We start from the raw sequence: 22,848 nt of genomic DNA on the forward strand, positions 1-22,848 counted from the left end.
CCACGCCTCATTTTGAGCCGCCATGATGAACTATTTACGTCTTACGGACTTGATAAGCCTGCGGGTTTGATCAAGATCAGGCTGAGGCGCCTTGCCGAAAGCGCTTCAACGAGGGAGGCGTTTTATGGCTACAACATCGCATTACGGACCGTCGTCGTCGTCGCTGGAACGCGACGCGCGGCGCATTCACGACGACAAGCCGGTTTCGCCGGGCAGCATCGCCATCGGCGTGGTGATCGGCCGCATGTCGGAATTCTTCGATTTCTTCGTTTACGGCCTCGCCTCGGTCCTGGTCTTTCCACAGCTGATCTTCCCCTTCGCGCCGGACAGGCTGACGGGAACGCTCTATTCCTTCGCCATCTTCTCGCTGGCCTTCCTGGCCCGTCCCGTCGGTTCCATCGTCTTCATGACGATCGACCGGCTGTACGGCCGCGGCACCAAGCTGACAATCGCACTTTTCCTGCTCGGCGGCTCCACGGCCTCGATCGCCTTCCTGCCGGGTTACAACGAGATCGGCGTCTGGTCGATCGCGTTGCTGGCGCTCTTCCGCCTCGGCCAGGGCTTCGCACTCGGTGGCGCCTGGGACGGCCTTGCCTCGCTGCTCGCGCTCAACGCGCCGGCCAAACACCGCGGCTGGTATGCGATGATCCCGCAGCTCGGGGCGCCGATCGGTTTTGCGCTGGCCAGTACCCTCTTCGGTTATTTCGTCGCCAATCTTTCCAATGAGGATTTCCTCTCCTGGGGCTGGCGTTATCCCTTCTTCGTCGCCTTCGCCATCAACGTTGTGGCGCTGTTTGCGCGCCTGCGCCTGGTCATGACCAAGGAATTCGGTACGCTGCTGGAGCAGCATGAGCTGGAGGCCGCACCCATCCTCGACGTGCTGCGCGTCCACGGCCGCGACATCCTGATCGGCGCCTTCGTGCCGCTGGCGAGCTTTGCGATGTTCCACCTCGTCACCATCTTCCCGCTCGGCTGGATGAGCCTTTACGGCAACCAGCCGATCGGCGCCTTCATGGTGGTGCAGGTGGTCGGCGCCATGGTCGGCATCCTCGCCATCATCGCGTCGGGCCTCATCGCCGACCGTATCGGCCGGCGCGCCCAGCTTGCCATCTGCGCCGTTCTCATCGCCGTCTTCAGCTTCGTCGGACCGATCCTGATCGCATCCGGCAACAGCGGCCATGACGCCTTCGTCATCATCGGCTTCGGCGTGCTCGGCCTTTCCTTCGGCCAGGCAACGGGCTCGATCTCGTCCCGCTTCGGCCGCGGCTATCGCTATACGGGTGCCGCCTTCACCTCGGACCTCGCCTGGCTGATTGGCGCAGGTTTTGCGCCGTTGGTGGCGCTCGGCCTCTCCAGCCGCTTCGGCCTGCCCTTCGTCGGCTATTACCTGCTTTCCGGCGCGATCTGCACGCTTGCCGCACTCGCCTTCAGCAGGGCGCTGGAACAGCGCGAATAGGCGGACTTGAACACACGGGCCTGCATGGGAAACCATGCAGGCTTTTGTCTTTCGGACTGCGCAATTCTAATTATTGAATGCATTGCAATCTATAATTAAATGCATATCCTTGTCGGCCTGAACGAGGATATGCCATGACTGCAGAAACCATCGATCATTCGACCCTTTCCCGCCTTGTCGAAGCAGGAGCGGTCGATGCCGCCCACGTCGTCGGCAAAACCGGCGGCTGGTCCGTCGTCATCCGCTACGGCAAGGCCGAGCGCCCGCTCGCCGCTCAACGCAGCCGGCAGGTGCGCCTGTTCAAGCGCATGGATACCTTGGTTTCTTATCTCAAGGATGTCGGCATCTCGCAGTTCGATGTTGATGCGGCCGATTACGCTCCTGAGTCAGCATCGCGGCCGGATCGGGCCGCAGCTCTGCGTCGTACCCATGAGGCGGCGGAATACGACAAGTGGTTCCGCGAACAGGTCGAGGAAGCGATCCGGGAGGCCGATGATCCGAACGCGGTCTGGATCAGTGCGCAGGATGCCGAAGAGCGAATGGACAAGCTTCGGGCCGAACTGCTCGCGCGGGTGGAATCCGGAGATAAGGCTTGATCGTCAGATGGCTGCGGCAGGCTCTTCTGGATCGGGAAGGTCAGATCCGGCACATCTTCGCTCAAAACCCAAAGGCTGCAATCGCATTGGATGATGTCATCCGACATCAGGCCAAAATGCTCGCCGACCACCCCGAGGCAGGACGCAGCGGCCGTCTTAACGGAACACGGGAATTGGTCATTCCGCGCACCGCATTTCTGCTGATCTATCGCATCGACACAAAAACGCAAAGAGTGGAAATACTGCGCCTTCTTCATGGCGCGCAGCAATGGCCGCCGAAACGCTGAATGTGTTTTTACTGCGCCATCTGCGGCTGTTTCGCCGCCCGGGCAGCGGTCAGTTCCGCGGTGGTGTGGTTGAGGCGGTCGGCCAGCACGCGCATGATTTCCACGGCCATCTCGGGGAAATCGCTGAGCAGCTTCAGGAAGTGCTCCTTGCTGATGCGCAGCACTTCGAGCGGCGAGGTGGCGCGCACCGTTGCCGTGCGCGAGACATCGCAGAGGATGGCGATTTCGCCGACGATGGAATTGGGTTCGACGTCGGCGACCTTGATCTCGCCCGCCGGAGAGGAGACGACGATATCGGCGGTACCCGAGAGAATGACATAGGCGGCATCACCGACATCGCCCTGATGGAAGAGGTTCTGCCCGGCCTTGTAGGTCATGCGATCGGAGGTAAAGGCCAAAAGCTTGAGCTTTGCTGGCGCGATCCTTGAAAAGATCGGCACCCTTCGCAGCATTTCGACTTCGTCTCTCAACAGCATGAGCGTTTCAATCCCCTGACGCAGGGTCCGCAGGACCAGGCATCTTCAAACTCCGAGGCGTTCCCCATACGGAACACCCACCATCGCCGCCCCTATAGAATATTACGATAACAGTTCCTTGAACATCCCGTTTTTCTCGGAAAGTTCCGGATAGTTTCCGGCTTCCGCCAATCCACCGCGGTCGAAGAGCAGGATCCGGTCGAACATCTCTGCCAGCCGGGCATTGGAAAGAACCCAGATGATCGCCGGCCGATGGCCTTCCTCGTGCAGGTTCTCGATGATGTTGCGGGTGATCTGATCCTGAACGCGCTGGTCGAGCGCCGACAGCGGCCGGTTGAAGATGAAATAGTCCGAGCGCTTCAACAGCGCGCGGGCCAGGTTCAGCTTTTGCCGCTGCACCATGGTCAGTCGCTTGCCGCCGGAGCCGACGTCGAATTCGAGGCCGATCGACAGCACGTCGTCATAAAGGTCGAGCGCGTCGAAGAGTTCGCCCATGATGCCGCGGATGCGGTCGGATGCGTCGGCCTGCTGATAGGCGATACGGCCGAAGAGCACATTGTCCATCAGGCTTGCCGACGGGGTGAAACGCTCGGCGTCGTAGCGCTCGATCAGCTCGGCGAGATCGGCCGGAATATGCTCGTGGAACTGCTTGCGGGCGTTGACGATCTTGTCCATGAGCTCGTTCGTCAGCAAACCGAAGCGATGGCGCGGCTCGATATAGGCAAAGCTCAGCCGGATGATGGCCGAACGCTCCTCGGGTGTCGCGTCCTCGAAGCGGCGGCTTTGCAGCTTCTGCAGCAGCGCCTGATAGGTCGGAATGTCGTCCGCCGTCATGAAGGTCAGCTGCTGGAAGAAAGGATGGTCTGGCGGCAAGTCGTGGAAGAGTTCCACCGCGTTCTCGGCGATCTCGAGGCCCATGTCGTAGAGATCGGTGCTGAGGCCGGTCTCACGGAAGAGCTGCTGGAAATAGGGATGCGCGGCAAGCCTGCGGTTGGTCATCAAAGGCCGCTTCATCGTGCCGAAGAGCAGGTTCTCGCCGACCGTCGCCTGGGCGTTATAGGCGTCGAAATCGAAAGGCACGACGATGGTGTCGAGCCCTTCGTCGCGCAGCCGGTCCCTGAGCGAGGCGCGGAGCGCCACGACGTGGTCGCCGAGCGCCACATGGACGTCAGTGTTGACGGTCGAGCGCAGCGCCAGATCGAGGATGTCCTGCGAGATCAGGACGGCGTCGAGCACCGGGCGGATCGCTGTCAGAATGTCCTCGGGCCCGCTGGCGCCAGCGGCCTTGTAGTCCACCCAGTCGCTGTTGAGGTCGAGCGTCGGATTGCCGGCTTTCTCCGCCTCGGCGGAATGCCATTTATACTCCAGCGCTTCCCGCTCGTCGTAAACCGGATCGGTCATCGGCGCGTGCTTGAGGCCGTAGAGCAGATTGCTGGCGAGCGTGCCGTGGAAGAAGAAAGTGTCGGACGAGGCATAGGAGATCCGCCGGCCGGTAATCGATTCCGGCATGTCGAGGAGATCGCGGCCGTCGATGGTGATGCGGCCGGAGTCCGGCCAGACCATGCGGCCGAGCGCTTCGGCGAAGGCTTCCGCGCCGCTGCCGTTCGGCCCGACGATCGCCACCGTCTCGTTCGGCTTGATCTCGACGGAGACGTGGTCGACGAGGCGGGCGCCGCTGTCGTCGGATAGCGACAGGTTGGTGACGACGAACGCGCCCGTCAGCGCCCCGACCGGGGCGGTCGCGAGTTCCTGGATACGGCTGTCGATCAGTGGCTCGACATTGAACTGCTCATAGACCTGCTGGTACTTTACCTGCACGTCCTGGCGCATCTGGTCCCAGTCGATCAGTTCCTTCAGCGGACCGGGCAGGTCCTTGTAGGCTGATATGACGGCGACGAGCTGGCCGATGTCGAGCCGGCCCTGCAGCGCCAGGTAGCCGCCGATCGCGTAAAACAGGAACGGCGTGACCTGGGCCAGGAAATTGTTGATGAACTTCACCAGGAACTTCCACTGGTAAAGATCGTAGCGGATCGAGAAGATCCGGCCGAGCCGCGAGGCGATGTCGGCGCGTTCGAGGTTCGATGTGTCGTTGCCGTGGATCGTGCCGATGCCGTCGACGATTTCGCCGACGCGGCCGGAGAGCTCGCGCGCCGTCAGCTGCCGCTGGCGGCCGAGATCCAGCAGGCGCTTGCGCATGCGGGGAATGACGATCGCCTGCACGCCGACGATGCCGGCGGCGATCATGCCGAGCCAGAAATTCTGCACGATGATGAAGGCGAGAGCCGTGATCGCCTGGCCACCGAGAAGGGCAGGGGAGACGAAAGCGTCGCCGGTGAAGCCGCCCATCGGCTCCACCTCGTCCTTGATCATGGTGGCGATTTCGGCCGATTTTACCCGCTTGAAGTGAATGGGCGGAAAACGCAGCACCCGGTCGATCAGTTCGAAGCGGATACGGCGCAGCATGCGCTCGCCGAGCCGGCCCTTATAGGTGTTGATGTAGAACTTGAAGAGGCCGTTCAGCACCACCAGCGCCAGAAACACCAGGCTGAGCGCCATGAGCATCTGGAAGCGGTTGAGCTGCAACCCTTGAAAGAATTCGACGTGGCCGATCAGCGGCAGGTCGTAGGCAATGTGCATGAAGGTCTGCGTTGCGCCGGGACCTTCGAAGCCGTCACCCTGGATCGGTCCGTTGACGATCTGTTTCGGCAGGTCGAAAGACAGGAAGTAGGGCACCATCGAGGCGGCGACGACAGCCAGAATCCACAGCTGCTGCAGCCGCGTGTTCTTCCAGATGTAGCGGGCGAGGCTTTTTTCCATGGCTAACCGTCAGCTTACTGGGAAATTCCGGGAGCGCGATCCGGGCGCCGGGACGGGAAGGAATTTTGAGAACAGGACCATGCAGCCGGACCGCCGATATCGCAATGAAAACAAGGCGAAGCGACCGGCTGCAAAAATGCCGATTCTCGCCGGAACTCTGCTTATATCACAGGAATTTTGGATTGGGCGAGGGATTCGGCAATCATGGAGCGAATGATGCCGGCCGTTTTCTCCGCCCCGTCGAGATCGAGCAAGACCGGCCCCCGTCGTGGCGCGGCGAGCGCCTTTTCGACCGCCTCTTTCACATGGCCCGACGTCAGTCCTTTTTCCGGCAGGATGTCGGCGAGCCCGAGCGCCTGCAGCCGTTCGGCGCGCACCGTCTGCTCGGTTTCGCCGTCGGCGACGAAGGGGATGAGGATCGCCCGGCACTCGGTGCGCAAGAGATCGCCGACCGTATTATAGCCTGCCTGCGAGATCGACACCTTCGCGCCGCGCAGCAGTGAGGGAAAATCCTTGCGGAAGCGCACCAGCGTGACATTCGGGGCCGCGTCCTTTGACAGCGCGGCGAAATCGGCCTCCGGCAGGTTCGGGCCCGATATCAGCAGCCAGCGAAGATCGGCGGGCAGGATCGCTGCCGCCTCTTTGGCCGCGCCGATCAACTCGGCACCGACCGCGCCGCCGCCCGCCGATGCGATGATATCGAATGTCTCGGTCGGTTCCGGCGCCGGCGGTGGTGCGACGAGGCCGGTATAACGCAGCCTGTCGGCGATCTCGGGTGTCAGCGGGAAGGTGTCCTCGAGCCTGATGAAATCGGGATCGCCGTGGACGAGCACGGCATCGAAATGGTCCTTGACCAGCGTGACGGTCTCCGCGTCGCGGCCGGCCTTGCGGTTTTCCTGCAGGACGTCGCGCACCGAGCTTAGGAGTTTCGGCCGGGGTTCGGCCCTTTCGATTGCCTCGAGCAGCGGCAGGAGTTCGAAGCGCATCTGTCGCCGGCCGAAGGGGAAGGCTTCGATGATGACGACATCGGGCCTTGCGGCATGGAAGGCATCGAGCAGCAGCGCGCGGCGGGCATTGAGGAAATCCTCGCCTGCTGGCCGGCCATCGGCATCGGCGAGGCCGGAGAAACCGGCATTGCTGGCGACGACCGCCGGCAAGGCCACGGTCTTCACGCCCTCGCCGGGAAAGCCCGGCACCGGCAAGCCGCCGGTCACGACAGTCACGTCAAAACCGTCCGTCACCAGCGCATTGGCGATGCGGCTGGCGCGGGCTATATGGCCGATGCCGAGCAGGTGCTGGACATAGAAGAAGATACGCGGTGCCGTCATGACGCCTTCTGCCATTCGGCCTCGAACAGGCCGGCGAGCTGTCTGATGCTGGAGTGATAGTCAAAATGTTCGCGCACCTGGCTTTCGGCGGCATCGCCGAGGCGCTTGCGCAGTCCCGGGTCGCGGATTGCCGCCTCCAGTGCTTTGGCCAGCAGCGCCGGGTCCTCCGGCGGCACGACGAGGCCGTTTTCACCGTTCTTCAGGAGCTCCGGCACGCCGGATACTTCGGTCGAGAGGCAGACGAGCCGCTGGCTGGAGGCCTCGACCAGGACGTTCGGCAGGCCGTCGCGGTCGCCGTTGGCGGCGATGCGGCAGGCAAGCGCGAAGAGGTCGGCGCGGCGGTAGTGATCGAGCACGTCTTCCTGCGCCATGGCGCCCTTCCAGACGATACGGGGGGAGATGCCGAGTTCAGTGGCCAGCGCCTTCAGTTTCGCAAGCTCCTCGCCGCCGCCGATATGTTCCATCCGCCAGTTAAGGTCGGCAGGCAGCAGCGCCAGCGCCCGCAGCAGCACGTCGTAGCCCTTCTTCTCGACGGCGCGGCCGACGCTGAGGATGAAGGCCGGGTCGTCGGGGTCACTGCCGGTCCGGTCCGAGCGCTCGCCGGCAAAATGGCCGAAACGGGCGAGATCGAGACCGTGGTAACTCAAGTGCACGGCCTCCTTGCGTGATGTCAGCGTCCGCATGTGTTCGTAGCCCGTCCTGGTGCAGGTGACGGTCCAGCGGGCGCTGCCGAGTTTCTCGTTCAGCTCCCAGTCAGGCGATGTCCATATGTCCTTGGCATGCGCCGAACAGGTCCAGGGCGTGTCCGTGAGGATGCTCGCATATTCCGTCACCGAGGCCGGCGTGTGGATGAAATGCGCATGCAGCCATTCGCCCTCGTCCGGCCATTCGCGTCCCAGCACCAGCGCCTGGCCGAGGCGGCGGAAGCGGTTGCGGGAGAGGTCGCGCTTGAGGTCGGCGAGGAAGCGTTTCATCAGCGCCTTGAAGCCGGGTTTGGAGAAACCGGCGACCAGGCCTTTCAGCACGCGGATCGGCTCCTCGTGCAGATATTCCGGCAGATAGACGACGCGCGCACTGATCTCGTCATGCACGGGATGGCGCTTCTTGTCGGTCGGCCGGCGCATCGAAATCAGCGTGAGGTCGAAGCCGGCCTTTTCGAGGCCGAGCAGTTCCTGGGCGATGAACGTTTCCGAAAGGCGGGGATAGCCTTTCAGCACGACGAGGATCTTGCGGCGTGGCGGCAAGGCTTTGCTCTATTCCGCGCCGACGAGGGAAAGGTGACTGCCGCGGCCGTCGATCCACCGGCCGACGGTCTGCGAGATATGGTCCAGCCCTTCGAGACGCATATTGCCGCCGCTCTTCGACGGCGGTTGGCGGGAGGGCAGACGCTTCAGCGCTTCGGCCATGATGGTCGGATCGACCGACTGTTCCGGCAGCAGCATGTCGACGAGGCCGAGCTCGCTTGCCCGCTGGGCGCGCAGCAGCTGTTCCTCGCGTGGCTTGACGCGCGGCACGATGAGGGCCGGCTTGTCGAAGGAGAGGATCTCGCAATAGGTGTTGTATCCGCCCATGGCGACGACGCCGGTGGCGCTGTCGATCAGCTCTTCCATGTGGTTGTCGAACTCGATCACCTCGATATAGGGGATCGCTTCCCCCTTCTGCACCAGCTTGGCCCGCTCGGCGGCCGGCATATAGGGCCCGAGCACGACGAGCGCCTTCTGCGTCAGCGTCGGGTCGGCCTCGTAAGCGTTCATGACGTCGTGGACGAGATCGGAGCCGTCGCCGCCGCCGCCTGTCGTGACGAGGATGTAATTGTCCTTGCGGGCGTTGATCGAAGTCTTGCCCCTGGAGACGCTGCGCTGCAGGAAACCGACGAAATCCATCTTCCGGCGCAGGCTTGGCGGCACGTCGAGGCCGATCAGCGGATCGTAGAAATCCGGCGGACCATAGACCCAGACGCTGTCGTAATACTGGTCGATCTTCTGCATGATGCTGTTCTTCTTCCACTCGGCCTCGAGCAGATGCGGCGCATCCATGATCTCGCGCAGGCCGAGCACCAGGACGGTGCCGCGGGCCTTGAGATAGGCCAGCGTATCCTCGACCTCGCCCTTCAGCCCCATCGGTTCCTTGTCGACGATGAAGATATCAGGCTGGAAGGTCTCGGCCGTGTGGCGGATGCTCGATTCGCGCATCTTTAGCGTCTCGTGCAGGTCGATATGGCTGGCGAGCGACGTATATTCGCCGTTGCGCAGCTTGATGACGCTCGGGATCTTCACGAAGTCGACGCGGGCGCGGTAGTCGAAGGCGCCGGCGATCGTGGCGCCCGAAATGATCAGGATGTTGAGGCCGCGATAATCCTCGACCAGCGCATGGGCGATGGCGCGACAGCGGCGCAGATGGCCGAGTCCGAAGGTGTCGTGGCTGTACATGAGGATGCGCGCATCTTCGAGACGTCTGGACATGGGCATCCCTTCTGGGGTGAGCAACATACTTAGTACCCCCACCGTCCGGAGGCCAAGAGGTGGGGGCGGTGCCGTGATGCGCCGCCGCGTTTCCTGCTATTTGTAGGGATCTGCCGCATCACGCAAGCCGTCTCCCAGAAAGTTGAACGCCAAAATGACAAGAACAACAGGAATGATCGGATAGAGCAGCCATGGATAGAAGGCGATGACGCTGACGCTTTTTGCCTCGGTCAGCAGAATGCCCCAGCTGGTGATCGGCGGACGAAGGCCGAGGCCAAGGAAGGAGAGAGCAGTCTCTCCAAGGATCATGCCGGGGATTGAAATCGTCGCCGAAGCAATGAGATGCGACATGAAGCCCGGCACCAGATGCCGACCGATGATGCGCGGCGTGCTCGCACCCATCAGCTGTGCTGCCTGGACATAATCCTCCTCGCGCAGCGCCAGGAGCTTGGAGCGCACGGCACGCGCGAGCCCCGTCCAGTCGATGATGCCGAGGATGACGGTGATGCCGAAATAGATGACGATCGGGCTCCACGTCACCGGCATGATGGCGGCCAGCGCCATCCACAGCGGCAGGCTCGGCAGCGATTGCAGCACTTCGATCAGGCGCTGGACGATGAGATCGAAAATGCCGCCGCGATAACCGGCAAGGCCGCCGATGACGATGCCGAGCACGAAGCTGATCGAAATGCCGATCAGACCGATCGTCAGCGATATCCGCGCGCCGTAGAGGATGCGCGAAAGGACGTCACGGCCGAGCCGGTCGGTGCCGAGCAGGAACATCTGCCCGCCGATCGCCGGGCAGACGAGATGATAGTTCGAGGCGGCAACGCCCCAGAATTTATAGGCATCACCGCGGCAGAAGAAACGGATCGGCTGCACGTCGTTCGTCTTGTCGGTATAGACGCGGTGCAGCGTGTCGATATCGAGCGTCATGCTGCGGCCGTAGACGAAGGGACCGACGAAGCTGCCCTTGTCGAAGAAGTGGACGCGCTGCGGCGGCGCGTGGATGAAATCGACATTGCGCGTGTGCAGCCCGTAGGGCGCCAGGAACTCGACGATCACGATCATCAGGTAGACGGCGGCGAGAAAGATGCCGGAGATCAAGGCCAGCTTGTGCTGCTTGAACTTCCACCACATCAGCTGCTTCTGCGAGGCGAGATGGATGCGCGATTGCGCCGACGTCATGCTTTCGGTTGCACGCGGATCGAAAGGCGCGGTCGAGACGTAATGTGGAAGCGGCGCGCCGGGTGCGGGAAGGGGCGACATTATTTGGTGCTCCTGCCTTGCAGACGGATGCGGGGATCGAGGAAGCCGAGCGCGATGTCGGAGATCAGCACGCCGATGACGTTGAGGAAGGCCAGGAACATCAGGAAGGAGCCGGCAAGATACATGTCCTGGCTCTGCAGCGCCTTGATGAGCATCGGCCCCGTCGTCTCGAGCGACAGCACGATCGCGACGATCTCGGCGCCCGAGATGATCGACGGCAGGATCGAGCCGATATCGGCGACGAAGAAGTTGAGCGCCATGCGCAGCGGGTATTTGATCAGCGCCTTGAGCGGCGGCAGGCCCTTGGCGCGGGCGGTGACGACATACTGCTTCTGCATCTCGTCGAGCAGGTTGGCGCGCAGCCGCCGGATCATGCCGGCCGTGCCGGCCGTGCCGACGATGATGACGGGGATCCAGAGGTGAGAGAGGATCGATCGTGCCTTCTCCCAGCTCATCGGCGCCGAGATATATTGCTGGTCCATCAGATGGCCGATCGAGATGCCGAACCAGATATTGGCGAAATACATCAGGATCAGCGCCAGCATGAAGTTCGGAATGGCGATGCCCATCAGGCCGAGGAAGGTCAGCCCGTAATCACCCCAGCTGTACTGGTGCGTGGCCGAATAGATGCCGATCGGAAAAGCGATCAGCCAGGTGAGCAGGATCGTCGTGAAGGAGACGAGCATCGTCAGCCACAGACGATCGCCGACCACGTCGGAGACCGGCAGCTGGTATTCGAAGGAATAGCCGAAATCGCCGTGCAGCATGCCGCCGACCCAGTAGAAATAGCGCACGATCTCCGGCTTGTCGAAGCCGTATTGCAGGCGCATCTCCTCGATTTCCTGGAGGTTGGCGGTCTCGCCGGAGGCACGCAGCTCGGCGATCTGGCTCTCGAAGAAGTCGCCCGGCGGCAGCTCGATGATGGTGAAGACCAGCGCCGAAATGACGAAGAGCGTCGGCACCATGGCGGCGATGCGCCAGAGAATGTATCTGAACACGCCTCAGGCCTCCTTGTACCAGAATGCATCCGGCATATAGACGCCGAGATAGGAGGTGGGATCGAAGCCGTAGAGCGCTTTCTCCGGCAGGTTTTGCAGCTTGGCGGCGCGAAGGATCGGCTGCAGCGTGCTGTTGATGAGGCCGATCGAGAACACCTGCTGCGTATAGAGCGACAGCATCTTGTGCCAGATCACCTGGCGCTCCTCGAATTTGGCCGTCGAGCCCCATTGGCTGAGCAGGTCGACCAGTTCGGCGGCCTCCGGCAGGTCGGGTGCGACGCCCTCCTGGCCGGCGGAGAGGTAGTGCATGCCCCAGAGCGGCCATTGCAGCTGATCGTCGAGTGTCGGCGCAAGGCCTGCGGGCGACATGTCGGCCGTCGGCACGCCATTGTCGAGGCCGTACCAGATCGACATCATGATCGAACCGCTCATGGCCCGGTTGCGGAAGACGTCGCGCTGCGAGGTACGGGTATAGAGCGCCAGGCCGATATTGGCCCAGTGGTCGTGCACCAGCTCCAGCACGTCGGTGTCGAGATTGCTCTCGCCGGCGGTCTCGACGGTGATCTCGGCGCGCCGCCCGTCGGGCAGCAGCCGGATGCCGTCGTCGTCGCGTTTGGTCAAGCCGAGCTCGTCGAGCAGGCGGTTGGCCTCGGCGGGATCGAACTTCACGAAGGCGTCGGCATATTCCTGCTTGAAGAGCGGGCTGTCGGGCAGGACCGTATCGGCGCTTGGCGTGCCAAGGCCGTAGAAGGCCACCATGTTGACCTCGTGCCGGTCGATCGCCAGCGACAGCGCCCGGCGCAGGCGCACGTCGCGGAAGAGGCCGCGCCACACCTCGTCGGCGCAGTTGAGGTTCGGCAGCAGCGTGATGCGCGAGCCGCGCGCGAGCTTCCAGAGATTGACCTTCACCGGGAAGCGCTTCTCGGCCTCCTTCAGGAAGGTGTAGTCGTTGAAATCGATGCCGGTGACCTGCAGGTCGGCTTCGCCTGCACCCGCCTTGGCGGCGATGATCGACGAGGAGGAGACGTTGAGGATGAAACGGTCGAGATAGGGAAGCTGCCTGCCGGTCTCGTCGATGCGGTGGAAGAACGGGTTGCGCTCGAAGACGAACTGCTCGGACGGCAGCGGCGTCGTATTGCGCCAGGGATCGAGCGTCGGCAGGTTCGGATTTTCCGGACGATAGGAACGCGCCATCTTGATGTGCAGATCCTGCCATTTCTTGACGCGGTAGGTCTTCATCAGCTCGTCCATCTTCGCCTGGTCCGGCTGGAATTTCTTGTGGAACTGCTTGAGATAATGACCAGGGCCGAAGATGACGAGCGGCTGGGGGCCTGCCAATGTCGGCAGGAACATCGGGTTGGGTTTTTCCCAGGTGTAGCGCACGGTCAGCGCATCGAGCATCTCGAAGCGCGGCAGGCTGCCGTGCGGACGAAGCTCGAGCGCGCCGCCGCCGGGTGTCAGCTTGTCGTTCAGGATGACATCTTCCCACCAGTAGCGGAAATCGTCGGCCGTGAACGGCTGGCCGTCGGACCATTTATGGCCCTCGCGCAGCGTGAAGGTGAAGACCGTGTCGTCCTCGGACTGGAAACCGGCCAGGATATCCGGCTGGAACTGCAGATGCTTGTTGTAGCCGACCAGGCGGGCATAGCCGTAGATCGTCATGAAGCGGATGTCGCGCTGGCTACCGATGATGGTGCGCACCGTGCCGCCATAGGCACCGGGTTCCAGCCCCATCTCCTTCAGGTTGACGATGCGCGGGCGGACAGGAATGCGCTCGGCCATCGGCGGCAGGCTGCCTGATGTCAGCCGTTCCTTCAGGAATTCCGGCTCGGCGGCGAGTTGCGCCCTCACCACCGCGGGCGCGATCGCCGCACCGACGAGGCCGCCAAGGAATACGCGACGCGTCACCATCAACGCAACTCCTTGGCATCGGCGCCCTTGCGGGCGCGCACCAGATGGCCGTCGCCGAGGTCGGTATAGGCAAGTTCGGAAGCGTCGTCATGTTCGGCGGTGAAGGTCACGCCCCAGTTCTGCTTGTCGGCGGCGCCGTTTTCTCTGAGCGCCTTGAAATCGAGCGGTCGGTCGAGATCGGGGAAGGGGACGGCGGCGAGCAGCGATTTCGTATAGGGATGCACCGGATCGCGCAGGATGATCTCGCGCGGCGCGATTTCGACGATGCGGCCCTTGCACATCACCGCGATGCGGTCGGCCATATAGTCGACGACGGCGAGATTGTGCGAAATGAAGAGATAGGTAAGCCCCAGCTCCTTCTGCAGGTCCTTCAACAGGTTGAGGATCTGCGCCTGCACGGAGACGTCGAGGGCCGAAACCGGCTCATCGAGGATGACGAGCTTCGGGCCGAGCGCGAGAGCGCGCGCAATGCCGATGCGCTGGCGCTGGCCACCCGAAAAACTGTGCGGGTAACGGCTGAGATAACGCTTGTCGAGGCCGATTGCCGCCATCAATCCTTCGACCTTGCGCTTGCGCTCGTCACTGTCGCCGCGGTCATGGATCTCGAGAGGTTCGCTCAGGATGTTGCGCACCGTCATGCGCGGCGAGAGCGAGGAGACCGGATCCTGGAACACCATCTGGATCTTGGTCCGCATGTCCTGCAGTTCGGAGCCTTTGACGGAGAGGACGTCGACGACCTCCTTGCCGTCGTTGAACACCACCGCGCCGCTGTCCGGCGTGATGGCGCGCATCAGGATCTTGCTGAGCGTCGTCTTGCCGCAGCCGGACTCCCCGACCAGGCCAAGACATTCGCCGCGGCGGATGTCGAAGCTGACGTCGTCGACGGCGCGCAAGACGGTGGCTTCGTGCTTGCCGAAGAAACTGCGCTTGCGCGTCTTGTAGGTCTTCGAGAGATTGGCGACGGAAAGCAGGATGCCCGGCGTCTCTGCCTGGAGCGGCTTCTTCTTGCCGACGAGGGACTCGAGATTGACCGTTACCTCGCGCAGCGCTTTCAGCCGCTCGCCGGGTTTCATGTCGAAATGCGGAACGGCGGCCATCAGGCCCTTGAGATAGGGATGCTGCGGATTGCGGAAGATCGCCTCGACGGGTCCTGCTTCCATGATCTCGCCGTGATAGATGACGACCACCTCGTCGGCCATATTGGCGACGATGCCGAGATCGTGGGTGATGAGCAGCATCGCCATGCCGAGCTTGGCCTGCAGCTCGCGCAGCAGTTCGAGGATCTGCGCCTGGATCGTCACGTCGAGCGCCGTCGTCGGCTCGTCGGCGATCAACAGCGCCGGCTTGCAGATCAGCGCCATGGCGATCATCGCGCGCTGGCGCATGCCGCCCGACAGTTCGAACGGATACATGTCGTAGGTGCGATGTGGATTGGAAAAGCCGACCAGGCCGAGCATCTCCTCGGTCCTTTCACGGGCTTCCTGCTTGTCGGCCTCGGTATGGATCAGCAGCACTTCGCTGATCTGATTGCCGATCGTATGCAGCGGCGAAAGCGAGGTCATCGGCTCCTGGAAGATCGTCGCCATACGCCGGCCGCGCAGGTCGCGCATTTCCTCGCTGTCGCGCGGAAAGGACAGGATATCGGTCGTGCTGCCGTCGAGCGGATCGGTAAAGAGAATACGGCCAGACGCCTTGGCCGGATTGGGCAGGATGCCCATGACCGACTGGCTGATCACCGATTTTCCGGAGCCGGATTCACCGACGAGAGCGGTGACTTTGCCCGGAAGGATGCGAAGATTGGCTTCTTTTACGACGCGTAACCGGTCACCGAAAACCGAGAAGGAGACGTCGAGATTTTCAATACGCAACAGATCGGCCGCAGACGCCATACCAATGAAATTCCCCAGTCTTCTATGTTCCCGTTAAGGCACACTATCGTACCGCAAACGGGGTGTCTAGCTGATGACAATCATAGAAAAACCGCCGCCTCCCGCCGAAGTTCCCCCGGGCGAGACACGCAGATTATGGCAGGGGTTCTAAGCTCTTACTGGATGAATTTCTCCATGCTGGTGTGCTTGACCTGTTTCTTTGCGTCACGATGCAGGAGAATGACCTGCTCGGCTTCTGAAAGTCCGTTCTGCACGGCCTCGCGGAAGCTCTCGTCGACGTTGATTGCGGGCGCCGGCGCACGCGGCTGCAGCACCGTCACCTTCTGGCGGATGCCGCGCAGCTTCTCCTCGCCGAGCGTCGTCCATTCGCCGCCGCAGTAACCGGCGAAGGCCTGGCTGGCGACGACCTCGCGGCCGTATTTCTTGGTAAGGATCTGCAAACGTTGGACCTCGTTGACCGCCGAGCCGAAGGCGGAGAAGGTCAGGCGGTCCTTGAGGCCGACATTGCCGAACATCACGTTGCCGACATGCAGGCCGATGCCGTAGCCGACCCTGGTCAGGCCCTTCTGCTCGCGGTCCCTGTTGAGCTCGGCGACCCGCGCCTGCGCCTGATGCACGGCCGAAAGTGCCGCCTCGCAGGCAATTTTCGATGGGTCCTTGTGGCGTCCGCAAGGATAGACGGCGAGGAAGCCATCGCCGAGGAAACTCAGGATCTCGCCGCCATTGCGGTTGAAGGGGGCGGCGATCGCGTCGAAGAACTGGTTCAGCGTGTCGATATAGGCCTGCCGGCCTTCCTTTTCGGCATACATGGTGGATTCACGCATGTCGCCCATGACCAGCGCCGCGCGGATCGTCTCACCGTCGCCGCGGCGGATCTGGCCGTTCAGCACCCGCTTGCCGGCGTCGCCGCCGAGATAGGTGGTCAGCATGTTGTTGGCGAGCTTGCCGAGCACCGCCATCTTGGCGGCGACCGCCAGATGGTTCTGCATCCTGAGCAGCGCATCGATCATGTCGTCGGAAAAGCCGGTATTATGGTCAGTCGACCAGGAGCCCATCATGCCCTGCACGGAGCCGTCGCCGAAGGGCTGCACAAAGGCCAGGTAATCGGTGATGCTGTCCTTGCGCAGGTCCTCGAAGATCGGAAATTCGTTCGGCCCTTCCTGTATCAGCCGGCGGCGGATGTGCTGCAGATTGTTGTCGAGCAGGTAATAATAAGGGCTCTGGAGGAAGCGATCCGGCTTCTGTCCGGCGGGCATGCGGAAGCCCTCGATGGTGACGCCGCTGGCGCGCCGCCAGGTGAAGCTGAGCGCGTCGTAGAGCGGATGCAGCATCGAGAAAGAAAGATGCACGCGCGCAAGTGGCAGGCCCGCAGCAGTGAGCCTTTCGCAGAAACCGCGCACGATGTTTTCAAGCTCGTCTCCGGCCAGCGAAGAGTTAGTCAGCCATTCAGCGACCCGGTCCAACAGGATGGAGGACACGCTGGATTCGATCGTGCTCATTCTCGGTATGATCCTCATAAGGCACGCCATCCCCAAGAGCCAAAAGTCCCTCGGCCGGCACATTTTCATGCGCAGGTCCCAAGGAAATCAGGATGTACGAGCGGTATTATTGTGTCAACGATCTGCCGAAAGCCCGGCAGCGGCGCCCTCAGTTCCCCATAGCGGAATCGGACGGGTAGTCCTTTCCAGGTGGTTCATTATCAAAAGTCAAAATAGGGATGCTGCAATTGCGAAACAATGGGAGCTGCAATTTTTTGTGCGCTCAAGTTGCAGCAAAGGCCGCCGCCGAGTCATTTTCGCCACACCCGGTCAGCCACACCCAGATAAGCATGGCAAGGAGGCGCGGCCCTGTTTTCTGCTCCCCTTGTCAGCGGAGAGACGGAGCCCGGGTTTAATTTGCCTGGATCATGCATTAGATCAGCCTTCTCTTCCCCCGTTTGAAAGATCCCGCCTTGGCCCTCTCCCCCTTCGATACGCTTTTGCAGAAGATCGAAACCCGCGCGGCCCGTGCCGGCATCATCGGCCTCGGCTATGTCGGCCTGCCGCTGGCGATGGCGGTGGCGCGCAGTGGCTTTGCTGTCACCGGCTTCGACATCGATCCAGGCAAGATGGTGGCTCTCGATGCCCGCCGCTCCTATATCGACGCGGTGAGCGACGAGGCGCTGTCCGCCGAGATCGACGCGGGACGCTTCAAGGCGACGACCGATTTCGCCGGCCTCGACGAGTGCGACGTCATCATCATCTGCGTGCCGACGCCGCTCACCAAGCATCGCGATCCCGATCTTTCCTTCGTCGAGGCGACATCGCGCTCGATTGCCGCGCATTTGCGCCCCGGTCAGCTCGTCGTGCTGGAATCGACCACTTATCCCGGCACGACCGATGACGTGGTGAAGGTCATTCTCGAAGGCACCGGGCTGAAATCCGGCTCGGACTTTTTTGTCGGCTTCTCGCCGGAGCGCGAGGACCCCGGCAACCAGCATTATCATACCGCCACCATCCCGAAGGTCGTCGCCGGCGACGGCGACGAGGCGCTGGCGCTGATGAAGGCCTTCTATGGTGCGGCGGTATCGTCCGTCGTTCCGGTCTCCTCGAATGCGACGGCCGAGGCCGTGAAGCTCACCGAAAACATCTTCCGCTCGGTCAACATCGCCCTCGTCAACGAGCTGAAGACCGTCTATGCGGCGATGGGCATCGATGTCTGGGAAGTGATCGACGCGGCCAAGACCAAGCCCTTCGGCTACATGCCCTTCTATCCCGGTCCCGGCCTTGGCGGCCATTGCATCCCGATCGATCCCTTCTACCTCACCTGGAAATCGCGCGAATACGAGCTGCCGACCCGCTTCATCGAACTTGCCGGCGAGATCAATTCGGCAATGCCGCGTCATGTCGTCGGCAAGCTTGCCGAGGCGCTCGACATCCGCGCCGGCAAGGCGCTGAGCCGCAGCAGGGTGCTGGTGCTCGGGCTCGCCTACAAGAAGAACGTCGCCGATATCCGCGAGAGCCCGTCGCTGCGGCTGATCGAGATCATCGAGGAGCGTGGCGGGCGGGCGGATTATCACGATCCCTTCGTCGCCGAGATCCCGCCGACGCGCGAATACCAGGCGCTGAAGGGCCGCAAATCGGTGGCTCTGACGCCGGAGACCATTGCCGGCTACGATGCCGTGCTGGTCGCGACCGACCACGACAGGGTGGATTATGCGACGCTCGCAAAAAACGCCTCGCTGATCATCGACACGCGCAACGTCTTCAACCGGCTCGGCCTCTCGGCCGATCACGTCATCAAGGCGTGACGGAAACAGCCGAAAGCGACTTGCCGGTGATCTGGCTCGCGGCCACCGCATAACCGCCGGCGGCGCCATCGATGAAATGGATGTGATCGCGCGCGATCGGCGTCGGCACGAAGCAGGTCATCAGCGCTGAGGATTGCCGATGCAGGCCGTAGCGGGCCACACCCTTGGCCTGCGCCTGTTGCAGCAAAGTCTCGATGCGCTTCAGGTGTTCGGCGTCGACGTCGATCGTCATCTTCAGCCCGTCGTCGAACTTGCGGAAATCGGAATTGTCGGCGACGTCGCGCTTGTAGCGGCGGGCATCGAAGCGGCCGAGCGGAATGCCGAGCCTGTAGCACGCGACCGTGATGCCGAGCTGCAGGAAGATGAAGAGCTTCTGCCACAACCGGCGGTTGGGTGGCGCGGTGGCCTTTGCCTCGCGATTGATGCCATGCAGCGAGAAGGCAAGGTCCGGACCGTCGGCCGGTACCGGATGGCTGTCTCGGTTCTGCTCGGTGGTGATGGCGACGATGCCGCTGACGAGCTCTTGAAATTCCCGGCCCGGCCGGCCTTCGCCGGGCACGGCGATAATCGAGACGATCTCGCCGTTTCGGGCATCGATCGGGCTCCAGCGGCAGGAGAGACCGGTGAGATCCGGGCGGGTTCCAGCGGGCGCGCGGGCAATGCCGTAACGGCCGAGCTTCATCTGTCTTTCGGCCCAGCTGGTGCCGCCGCCCCAGAACATCGCATAGGTGACATAAGGGCTTGCGGAATAACGCGCGACGCGGACGTCGAGGCCCTCGGCACGGGTGTCGGCGACCGGCACGATGGCGATGCGCAGCACCAGGTTCAGATCTTCCTCGACCCAGACCTGCGCGGCGGCAAGGGCGTCGCGTGCCGCCGCCTCCAGCGAACCCGGAAGCGCGATCAGCGCGCCGTCGCCGCCGAAGACGAAGGGATAGTCGCCCTTGCCGACGGAATTCAACACCGCTGAAATGACGCTGGCGCCCGCCATGTTGACGTCCTTGTAACGGCCGGCACCGATCGCCTGCGTCGAGCCGACGATGTCGGCGAGCGCCAGCACCCATCCATCCGGCAGCGGCCGGTAGTTGGCGGCGTCGGTCACGCCCTCGAATTCGCTGAAGAGCGGCACTTCGGCAAAGAAATCTTCGTCGGTCACGGTTTTCATGTCATCGAGCTTAGCACAGACCCATGTTGCCACTGCAACGCCAATTCCCATTTACGGCAATCGACTTGGCGCGGTTTCATGTGTTAGAGCCTTTCTTCGTTTCCAGGACGCAGGGAAACGCCCTATCTTTTTGTTTTTACGCAATTCCGACGCAAAACCGCTGCCGCATTTTTGCTGGAATTGCTCCAGGACCGCTAACGATTTCATGACGGATACGGATAGATGAGCCGCCTCGACAGCTTCATTCGCCGGTTGACGGCTCAACGCGACATTCTGAACTCGATCATCGATCTGGTGGGGGAAATTCAAGGCCCGGTGCTGGAATTCGGCCTCGGCAATGGCCGCACCTATGATCACCTTCGCGAGAACTTTCCCGGCCGGCGCATTGTCGCTTTCGACTGGGAAGTCCGTTCCTATTCGGCCTCGACACCAGAGGCACAAGACATGGTGACCGGTAATATCCGCGAGTCCGGCCAGACTTTCGTCGGCATCGGTGCGGCACTTGCTCATGCCGACATCGGCACCGGCCATGACGAGATCGACGCGGTGACGCTGACCTGGCTGCCGCAACTGATGGCCGGCGTGCTTGCCCATAACGGCGTCGCCGTCAGTGGGCTGCCACTGGAGCATCCCGAGCTGGTGGCGCTGCCGCTGCCAGACGGCATCAAGGAAGGCCGTTATTTCCTTTATCGAAGGACGTAAAGGACAGCATCAGCCCTACTCCATAATTCCTTAAATCGGAATCGATTTAAGGATAAAATTATCCAGCAATTCAAAGTGCTACAGCGTCCTTTGCGGCTCTCGAAAAGACGCGCGGCGCTGTAGCGTTTCGGTTCACGCCACCAGACCCTTGGTCAGTTCCAGCGCCTGCCGTTCGAACAGCCGGCGATAGATACCGTTATTGAGCCTGATCAGCGCCTGGTGATCGCCTTCCTCGACGATCTTTCCCTTGTCGAAGACCAGCAGCCGGTCCAGCGCTCGCACCGTGGACAGCCGGTGCGCGATGACCAGCGTCGTGCGGCCGTTCATCAGGCGTTCCATGGCCTGCTGGATCTGCACCTCGCTCTCACTGTCGAGGCTCGACGTCGCCTCATCCAGGATCAGCACCGGTGCATCGGCCAGGAAGGCACGGGCAATGGCGACACGCTGCCGCTCGCCGCCCGACAGCTTGACGCCGCGTTCCCCCACCAGTGTCTCATAGCCCTTGGGAAGGTCCATGATGAAGTCGTGGGCACTGGCCTGTTTTGCCGCCTGCTCGATCTCGCGGCGCGAGGCGTTCGGCCTGGAATAGGCGATGTTTTCCGCAAGCGTGCGGTGGAATAGGATGGGCTCCTGCTGCACGATGGCGATCTGACCGCGCAGGCTGGATTGCTTGACCGCCGCGATATCCTGCCCGTCGATGCGGATTTCGCCCGAGTTGACGTCATAGAGGCGTTGGATGAGCTTGACGAAGGTCGTCTTGCCGGACCCCGAATGCCCCACCAGGCCCACGCGCTCACCCGGCTTGATGGTGACCGAAAAGTCCTCATAAAGCGGAGTGGGATGAGCGCCATACTGGAAGGTGATGCGATCGAAGACGATCTCGCCCACGCCAATCTCGATCGGCGTGGCGTTCGGCTTGTCCTCGATGCCGAGCGGCATCTTGTCGAGCAGCACCAGCTCTTCCATGTCGTTGACGGCACGCTGCAGATTACGGATGTCCTGGCCGACATTGCGCAGATAGCCTTGCAAAACGAAGAACATCGCCAGCACGAAGGTGATGTCGCCAGGTGTCGCCAGCCCCTGCCGCCACATGACCAGGCCCGTTCCCAGAATACCTGCCTGCATGGAAACCATCAGGAAACCCTGGATCGTGCCGCTCAATGTGCCGCGCTTCCATGTCCGTCGCGTGCGGCTGTCCCATTTGGCCAGCACGTGGCCCAGTCGCTTCTCTTCGCGGCTCTCGGCCCCGAAGGCCTTGACCACCGAATTGCAGCTGATGGCATCCGCCAGTGCACCACCAAGCTTGGTGTCCCAGGCATTGGCAAGCCGTGCCGCCGGCGACACGAAGCCCATGGAAAGCGCCACGGTCACGCCGATATAGATCAGCGAGCCCGCAGCCACGATCAGGCCCATGATCGGCCAGTAGCTGCCGAGCACGATGCTGGCGCCCACCAGCATGACGATGGACGGCAGCAGGGCGACCAGCAGCAGGTCGTTGAGCTGGTCGAGCGCCCACATGCCGCGGGTGATCTTGCGCACCGTCGAACCGGCGAAGCTGTTGGCGTGCCAGTCGGTCGAGAACCGCTGCACCTTGTGGAAACCATTATTCGTCACATCCGCCATGGTGCGCAGCGTCAGCCGGATGATGCCGTTGAAGATGAACCAGCGCAGTGCCACGCTGGTCAGGCCCAGAGCCACGACGATGACGAAGGCGCGCAGCGCCCGGTCAGCCGCATTGCTGCCGGCAATGGCATCGACGATCTGGCCGGAAAAAACCGGCACCATGACTTCGGCCAGCGTGCTGGCAATGACCAACACGATGATGATGCCCACCAATACTGGCCGATGGCGCCAATGATGGAAAACAAAGCCGAGCACATGGCGATAGGCATCGGCGCGGAAATCGAGCTTCTTGCGAGTCATTTTAATCGCTCGGCGCCGTGTCGGCGTCCGGTCCTCAGAATCGAGAGTTGGATGGCACAGCCCAAGCGGGAGACGAAATAATCGCGTCAGATCAATCGGGCTATGAATTAAGGGAAAACCGCATGTCGGGCGCGCTCGAGGCGGGCCGCGAATGGAAATGACCTAGTGTCGGGACATTCCGCACGGGAAGGTTTCGATGATTGCTGGCATGCAACGCCTCCCTTATGTTTGAACTCAAGCGGTGAGCGTTTTGTACCGAAGCATTTCGCCATTGCCAAGC

General features: G+C 62.3%; 17 protein-coding genes. 5 read left to right on the top strand and 12 right to left on the bottom strand.

What is annotated here, in order from left to right; genetic code table 11:
• Positions 1 to 124 precede the first annotated feature (124 nt).
• The 3 genes from CUJ84_RS29675 (at position 125) to CUJ84_RS29685 (ending at position 2,339) form a co-directional block, all read left to right on the top strand.
• A complete protein-coding gene (locus CUJ84_RS29675) occupies positions 125 to 1,456 on the top strand; it encodes an MFS transporter (protein ID WP_105009238.1) in 1,332 nt (443 codons plus the stop codon).
• A gap of 134 nt (positions 1,457 to 1,590) precedes the next feature.
• Positions 1,591 to 2,052 (top strand): hypothetical protein, encoded by a 462-nt coding sequence (locus CUJ84_RS29680; RefSeq protein WP_105009239.1) that lies wholly within the window; start codon positions 1,591 to 1,593, stop codon positions 2,050 to 2,052.
• On the top strand, positions 2,049 to 2,339 hold the full coding sequence (locus CUJ84_RS29685) for a type II toxin-antitoxin system RelE/ParE family toxin (protein ID WP_105009240.1): 291 nt from the start codon (positions 2,049 to 2,051) through the stop codon (positions 2,337 to 2,339). The genes CUJ84_RS29680 and CUJ84_RS29685 overlap by 4 nt, the downstream gene beginning before the upstream one ends.
• An 8-nt stretch (positions 2,340 to 2,347) precedes the next feature.
• Here CUJ84_RS29685 and CUJ84_RS29690 read toward each other — a convergent pair whose 3' ends face one another.
• The 10 genes from CUJ84_RS29690 to CUJ84_RS29735 form a co-directional block, all read right to left on the bottom strand.
• The gene (locus CUJ84_RS29690) at positions 2,348 to 2,815 is read right to left on the bottom strand and encodes a cyclic nucleotide-binding domain-containing protein (protein WP_027687699.1); all 468 of its coding nucleotides are present in this window, start codon (positions 2,813 to 2,815) and stop codon (positions 2,348 to 2,350) included.
• A 102-nt stretch (positions 2,816 to 2,917) separates the two neighbouring features.
• Positions 2,918 to 5,632 carry an ABC transporter transmembrane domain-containing protein gene (locus CUJ84_RS29695; protein ID WP_105009241.1) on the bottom strand — a complete coding sequence of 905 codons (2,715 nt, stop codon included), beginning with the start codon at positions 5,630 to 5,632 and terminating at the stop codon, positions 2,918 to 2,920.
• A 161-nt stretch (positions 5,633 to 5,793) separates the two neighbouring features.
• A complete protein-coding gene (locus tag CUJ84_RS29700) occupies positions 5,794 to 6,960 on the bottom strand; it encodes a glycosyltransferase family protein (protein WP_105009644.1) in 1,167 nt (388 codons plus the stop codon).
• Positions 6,957 to 8,204, bottom strand: coding sequence for a glycosyltransferase (locus CUJ84_RS29705; protein ID WP_105009242.1), 1,248 nt, complete (start codon positions 8,202 to 8,204; stop codon positions 6,957 to 6,959). Before CUJ84_RS29705 ends, CUJ84_RS29700 begins: the two co-directional genes overlap by 4 nt.
• A gap of 9 nt (positions 8,205 to 8,213) precedes the next feature.
• Complete coding sequence (locus CUJ84_RS29710; RefSeq protein WP_105009243.1) at positions 8,214 to 9,422, bottom strand: glycosyltransferase family protein; 1,209 nt, start codon at positions 9,420 to 9,422, stop codon at positions 8,214 to 8,216.
• A 96-nt stretch (positions 9,423 to 9,518) separates the two neighbouring features.
• Positions 9,519 to 10,691 (bottom strand): ABC transporter permease, encoded by a 1,173-nt coding sequence (locus tag CUJ84_RS29715; RefSeq protein WP_199788867.1) that lies wholly within the window; start codon positions 10,689 to 10,691, stop codon positions 9,519 to 9,521.
• Complete coding sequence (locus CUJ84_RS29720; protein WP_105009245.1) at positions 10,691 to 11,689, bottom strand: ABC transporter permease; 999 nt, start codon at positions 11,687 to 11,689, stop codon at positions 10,691 to 10,693. Before CUJ84_RS29720 ends, CUJ84_RS29715 begins: the two co-directional genes overlap by 1 nt.
• A 3-nt stretch (positions 11,690 to 11,692) precedes the next feature.
• Positions 11,693 to 13,600 carry an ABC transporter substrate-binding protein gene (locus CUJ84_RS29725; protein ID WP_105009246.1) on the bottom strand — a complete coding sequence of 636 codons (1,908 nt, stop codon included), beginning with the start codon at positions 13,598 to 13,600 and terminating at the stop codon, positions 11,693 to 11,695.
• Positions 13,600 to 15,489: an ABC transporter ATP-binding protein gene (locus tag CUJ84_RS29730; RefSeq protein WP_105009247.1), complete on the bottom strand. Its 1,890-nt coding sequence runs from the start codon at positions 15,487 to 15,489 to the stop codon at positions 13,600 to 13,602. The genes CUJ84_RS29725 and CUJ84_RS29730 overlap by 1 nt, the downstream gene beginning before the upstream one ends.
• Before the next feature lie 155 nt (positions 15,490 to 15,644).
• Complete coding sequence (locus tag CUJ84_RS29735) at positions 15,645 to 16,988, bottom strand: adenylate/guanylate cyclase domain-containing protein (protein ID WP_105009248.1); 1,344 nt, start codon at positions 16,986 to 16,988, stop codon at positions 15,645 to 15,647.
• A 452-nt stretch (positions 16,989 to 17,440) separates the two neighbouring features.
• On the opposite strand from CUJ84_RS29735, the gene CUJ84_RS29740 reads away from it, so the two are divergent.
• Complete coding sequence (locus CUJ84_RS29740) at positions 17,441 to 18,778, top strand: nucleotide sugar dehydrogenase (RefSeq protein WP_105009249.1); 1,338 nt, start codon at positions 17,441 to 17,443, stop codon at positions 18,776 to 18,778.
• Here the strand turns inward: CUJ84_RS29740 and CUJ84_RS29745 are convergent.
• Complete coding sequence (locus CUJ84_RS29745; protein WP_199788868.1) at positions 18,768 to 19,994, bottom strand: DUF3095 domain-containing protein; 1,227 nt, start codon at positions 19,992 to 19,994, stop codon at positions 18,768 to 18,770. The two genes, CUJ84_RS29740 and CUJ84_RS29745, sit on opposite strands and share 11 nt — an antisense overlap.
• A gap of 171 nt (positions 19,995 to 20,165) precedes the next feature.
• Between CUJ84_RS29745 and CUJ84_RS29750 the strand changes: the two genes are divergently transcribed.
• The gene (locus CUJ84_RS29750) at positions 20,166 to 20,645 is read left to right on the top strand and encodes a class I SAM-dependent methyltransferase (RefSeq protein WP_105009251.1); all 480 of its coding nucleotides are present in this window, start codon (positions 20,166 to 20,168) and stop codon (positions 20,643 to 20,645) included.
• Positions 20,646 to 20,777: 132 nt separating this feature from the next.
• Here CUJ84_RS29750 and CUJ84_RS29755 read toward each other — a convergent pair whose 3' ends face one another.
• Positions 20,778 to 22,568, bottom strand: coding sequence for an ABC transporter ATP-binding protein (locus tag CUJ84_RS29755; RefSeq protein ID WP_105009252.1), 1,791 nt, complete (start codon positions 22,566 to 22,568; stop codon positions 20,778 to 20,780).
• Positions 22,569 to 22,848: the final 280 nt, after the last annotated feature.

Source organism: Rhizobium leguminosarum (assembly GCF_002953715.1).
Taxonomy (GTDB): domain Bacteria; phylum Pseudomonadota; class Alphaproteobacteria; order Rhizobiales; family Rhizobiaceae; genus Rhizobium; species Rhizobium leguminosarum_V.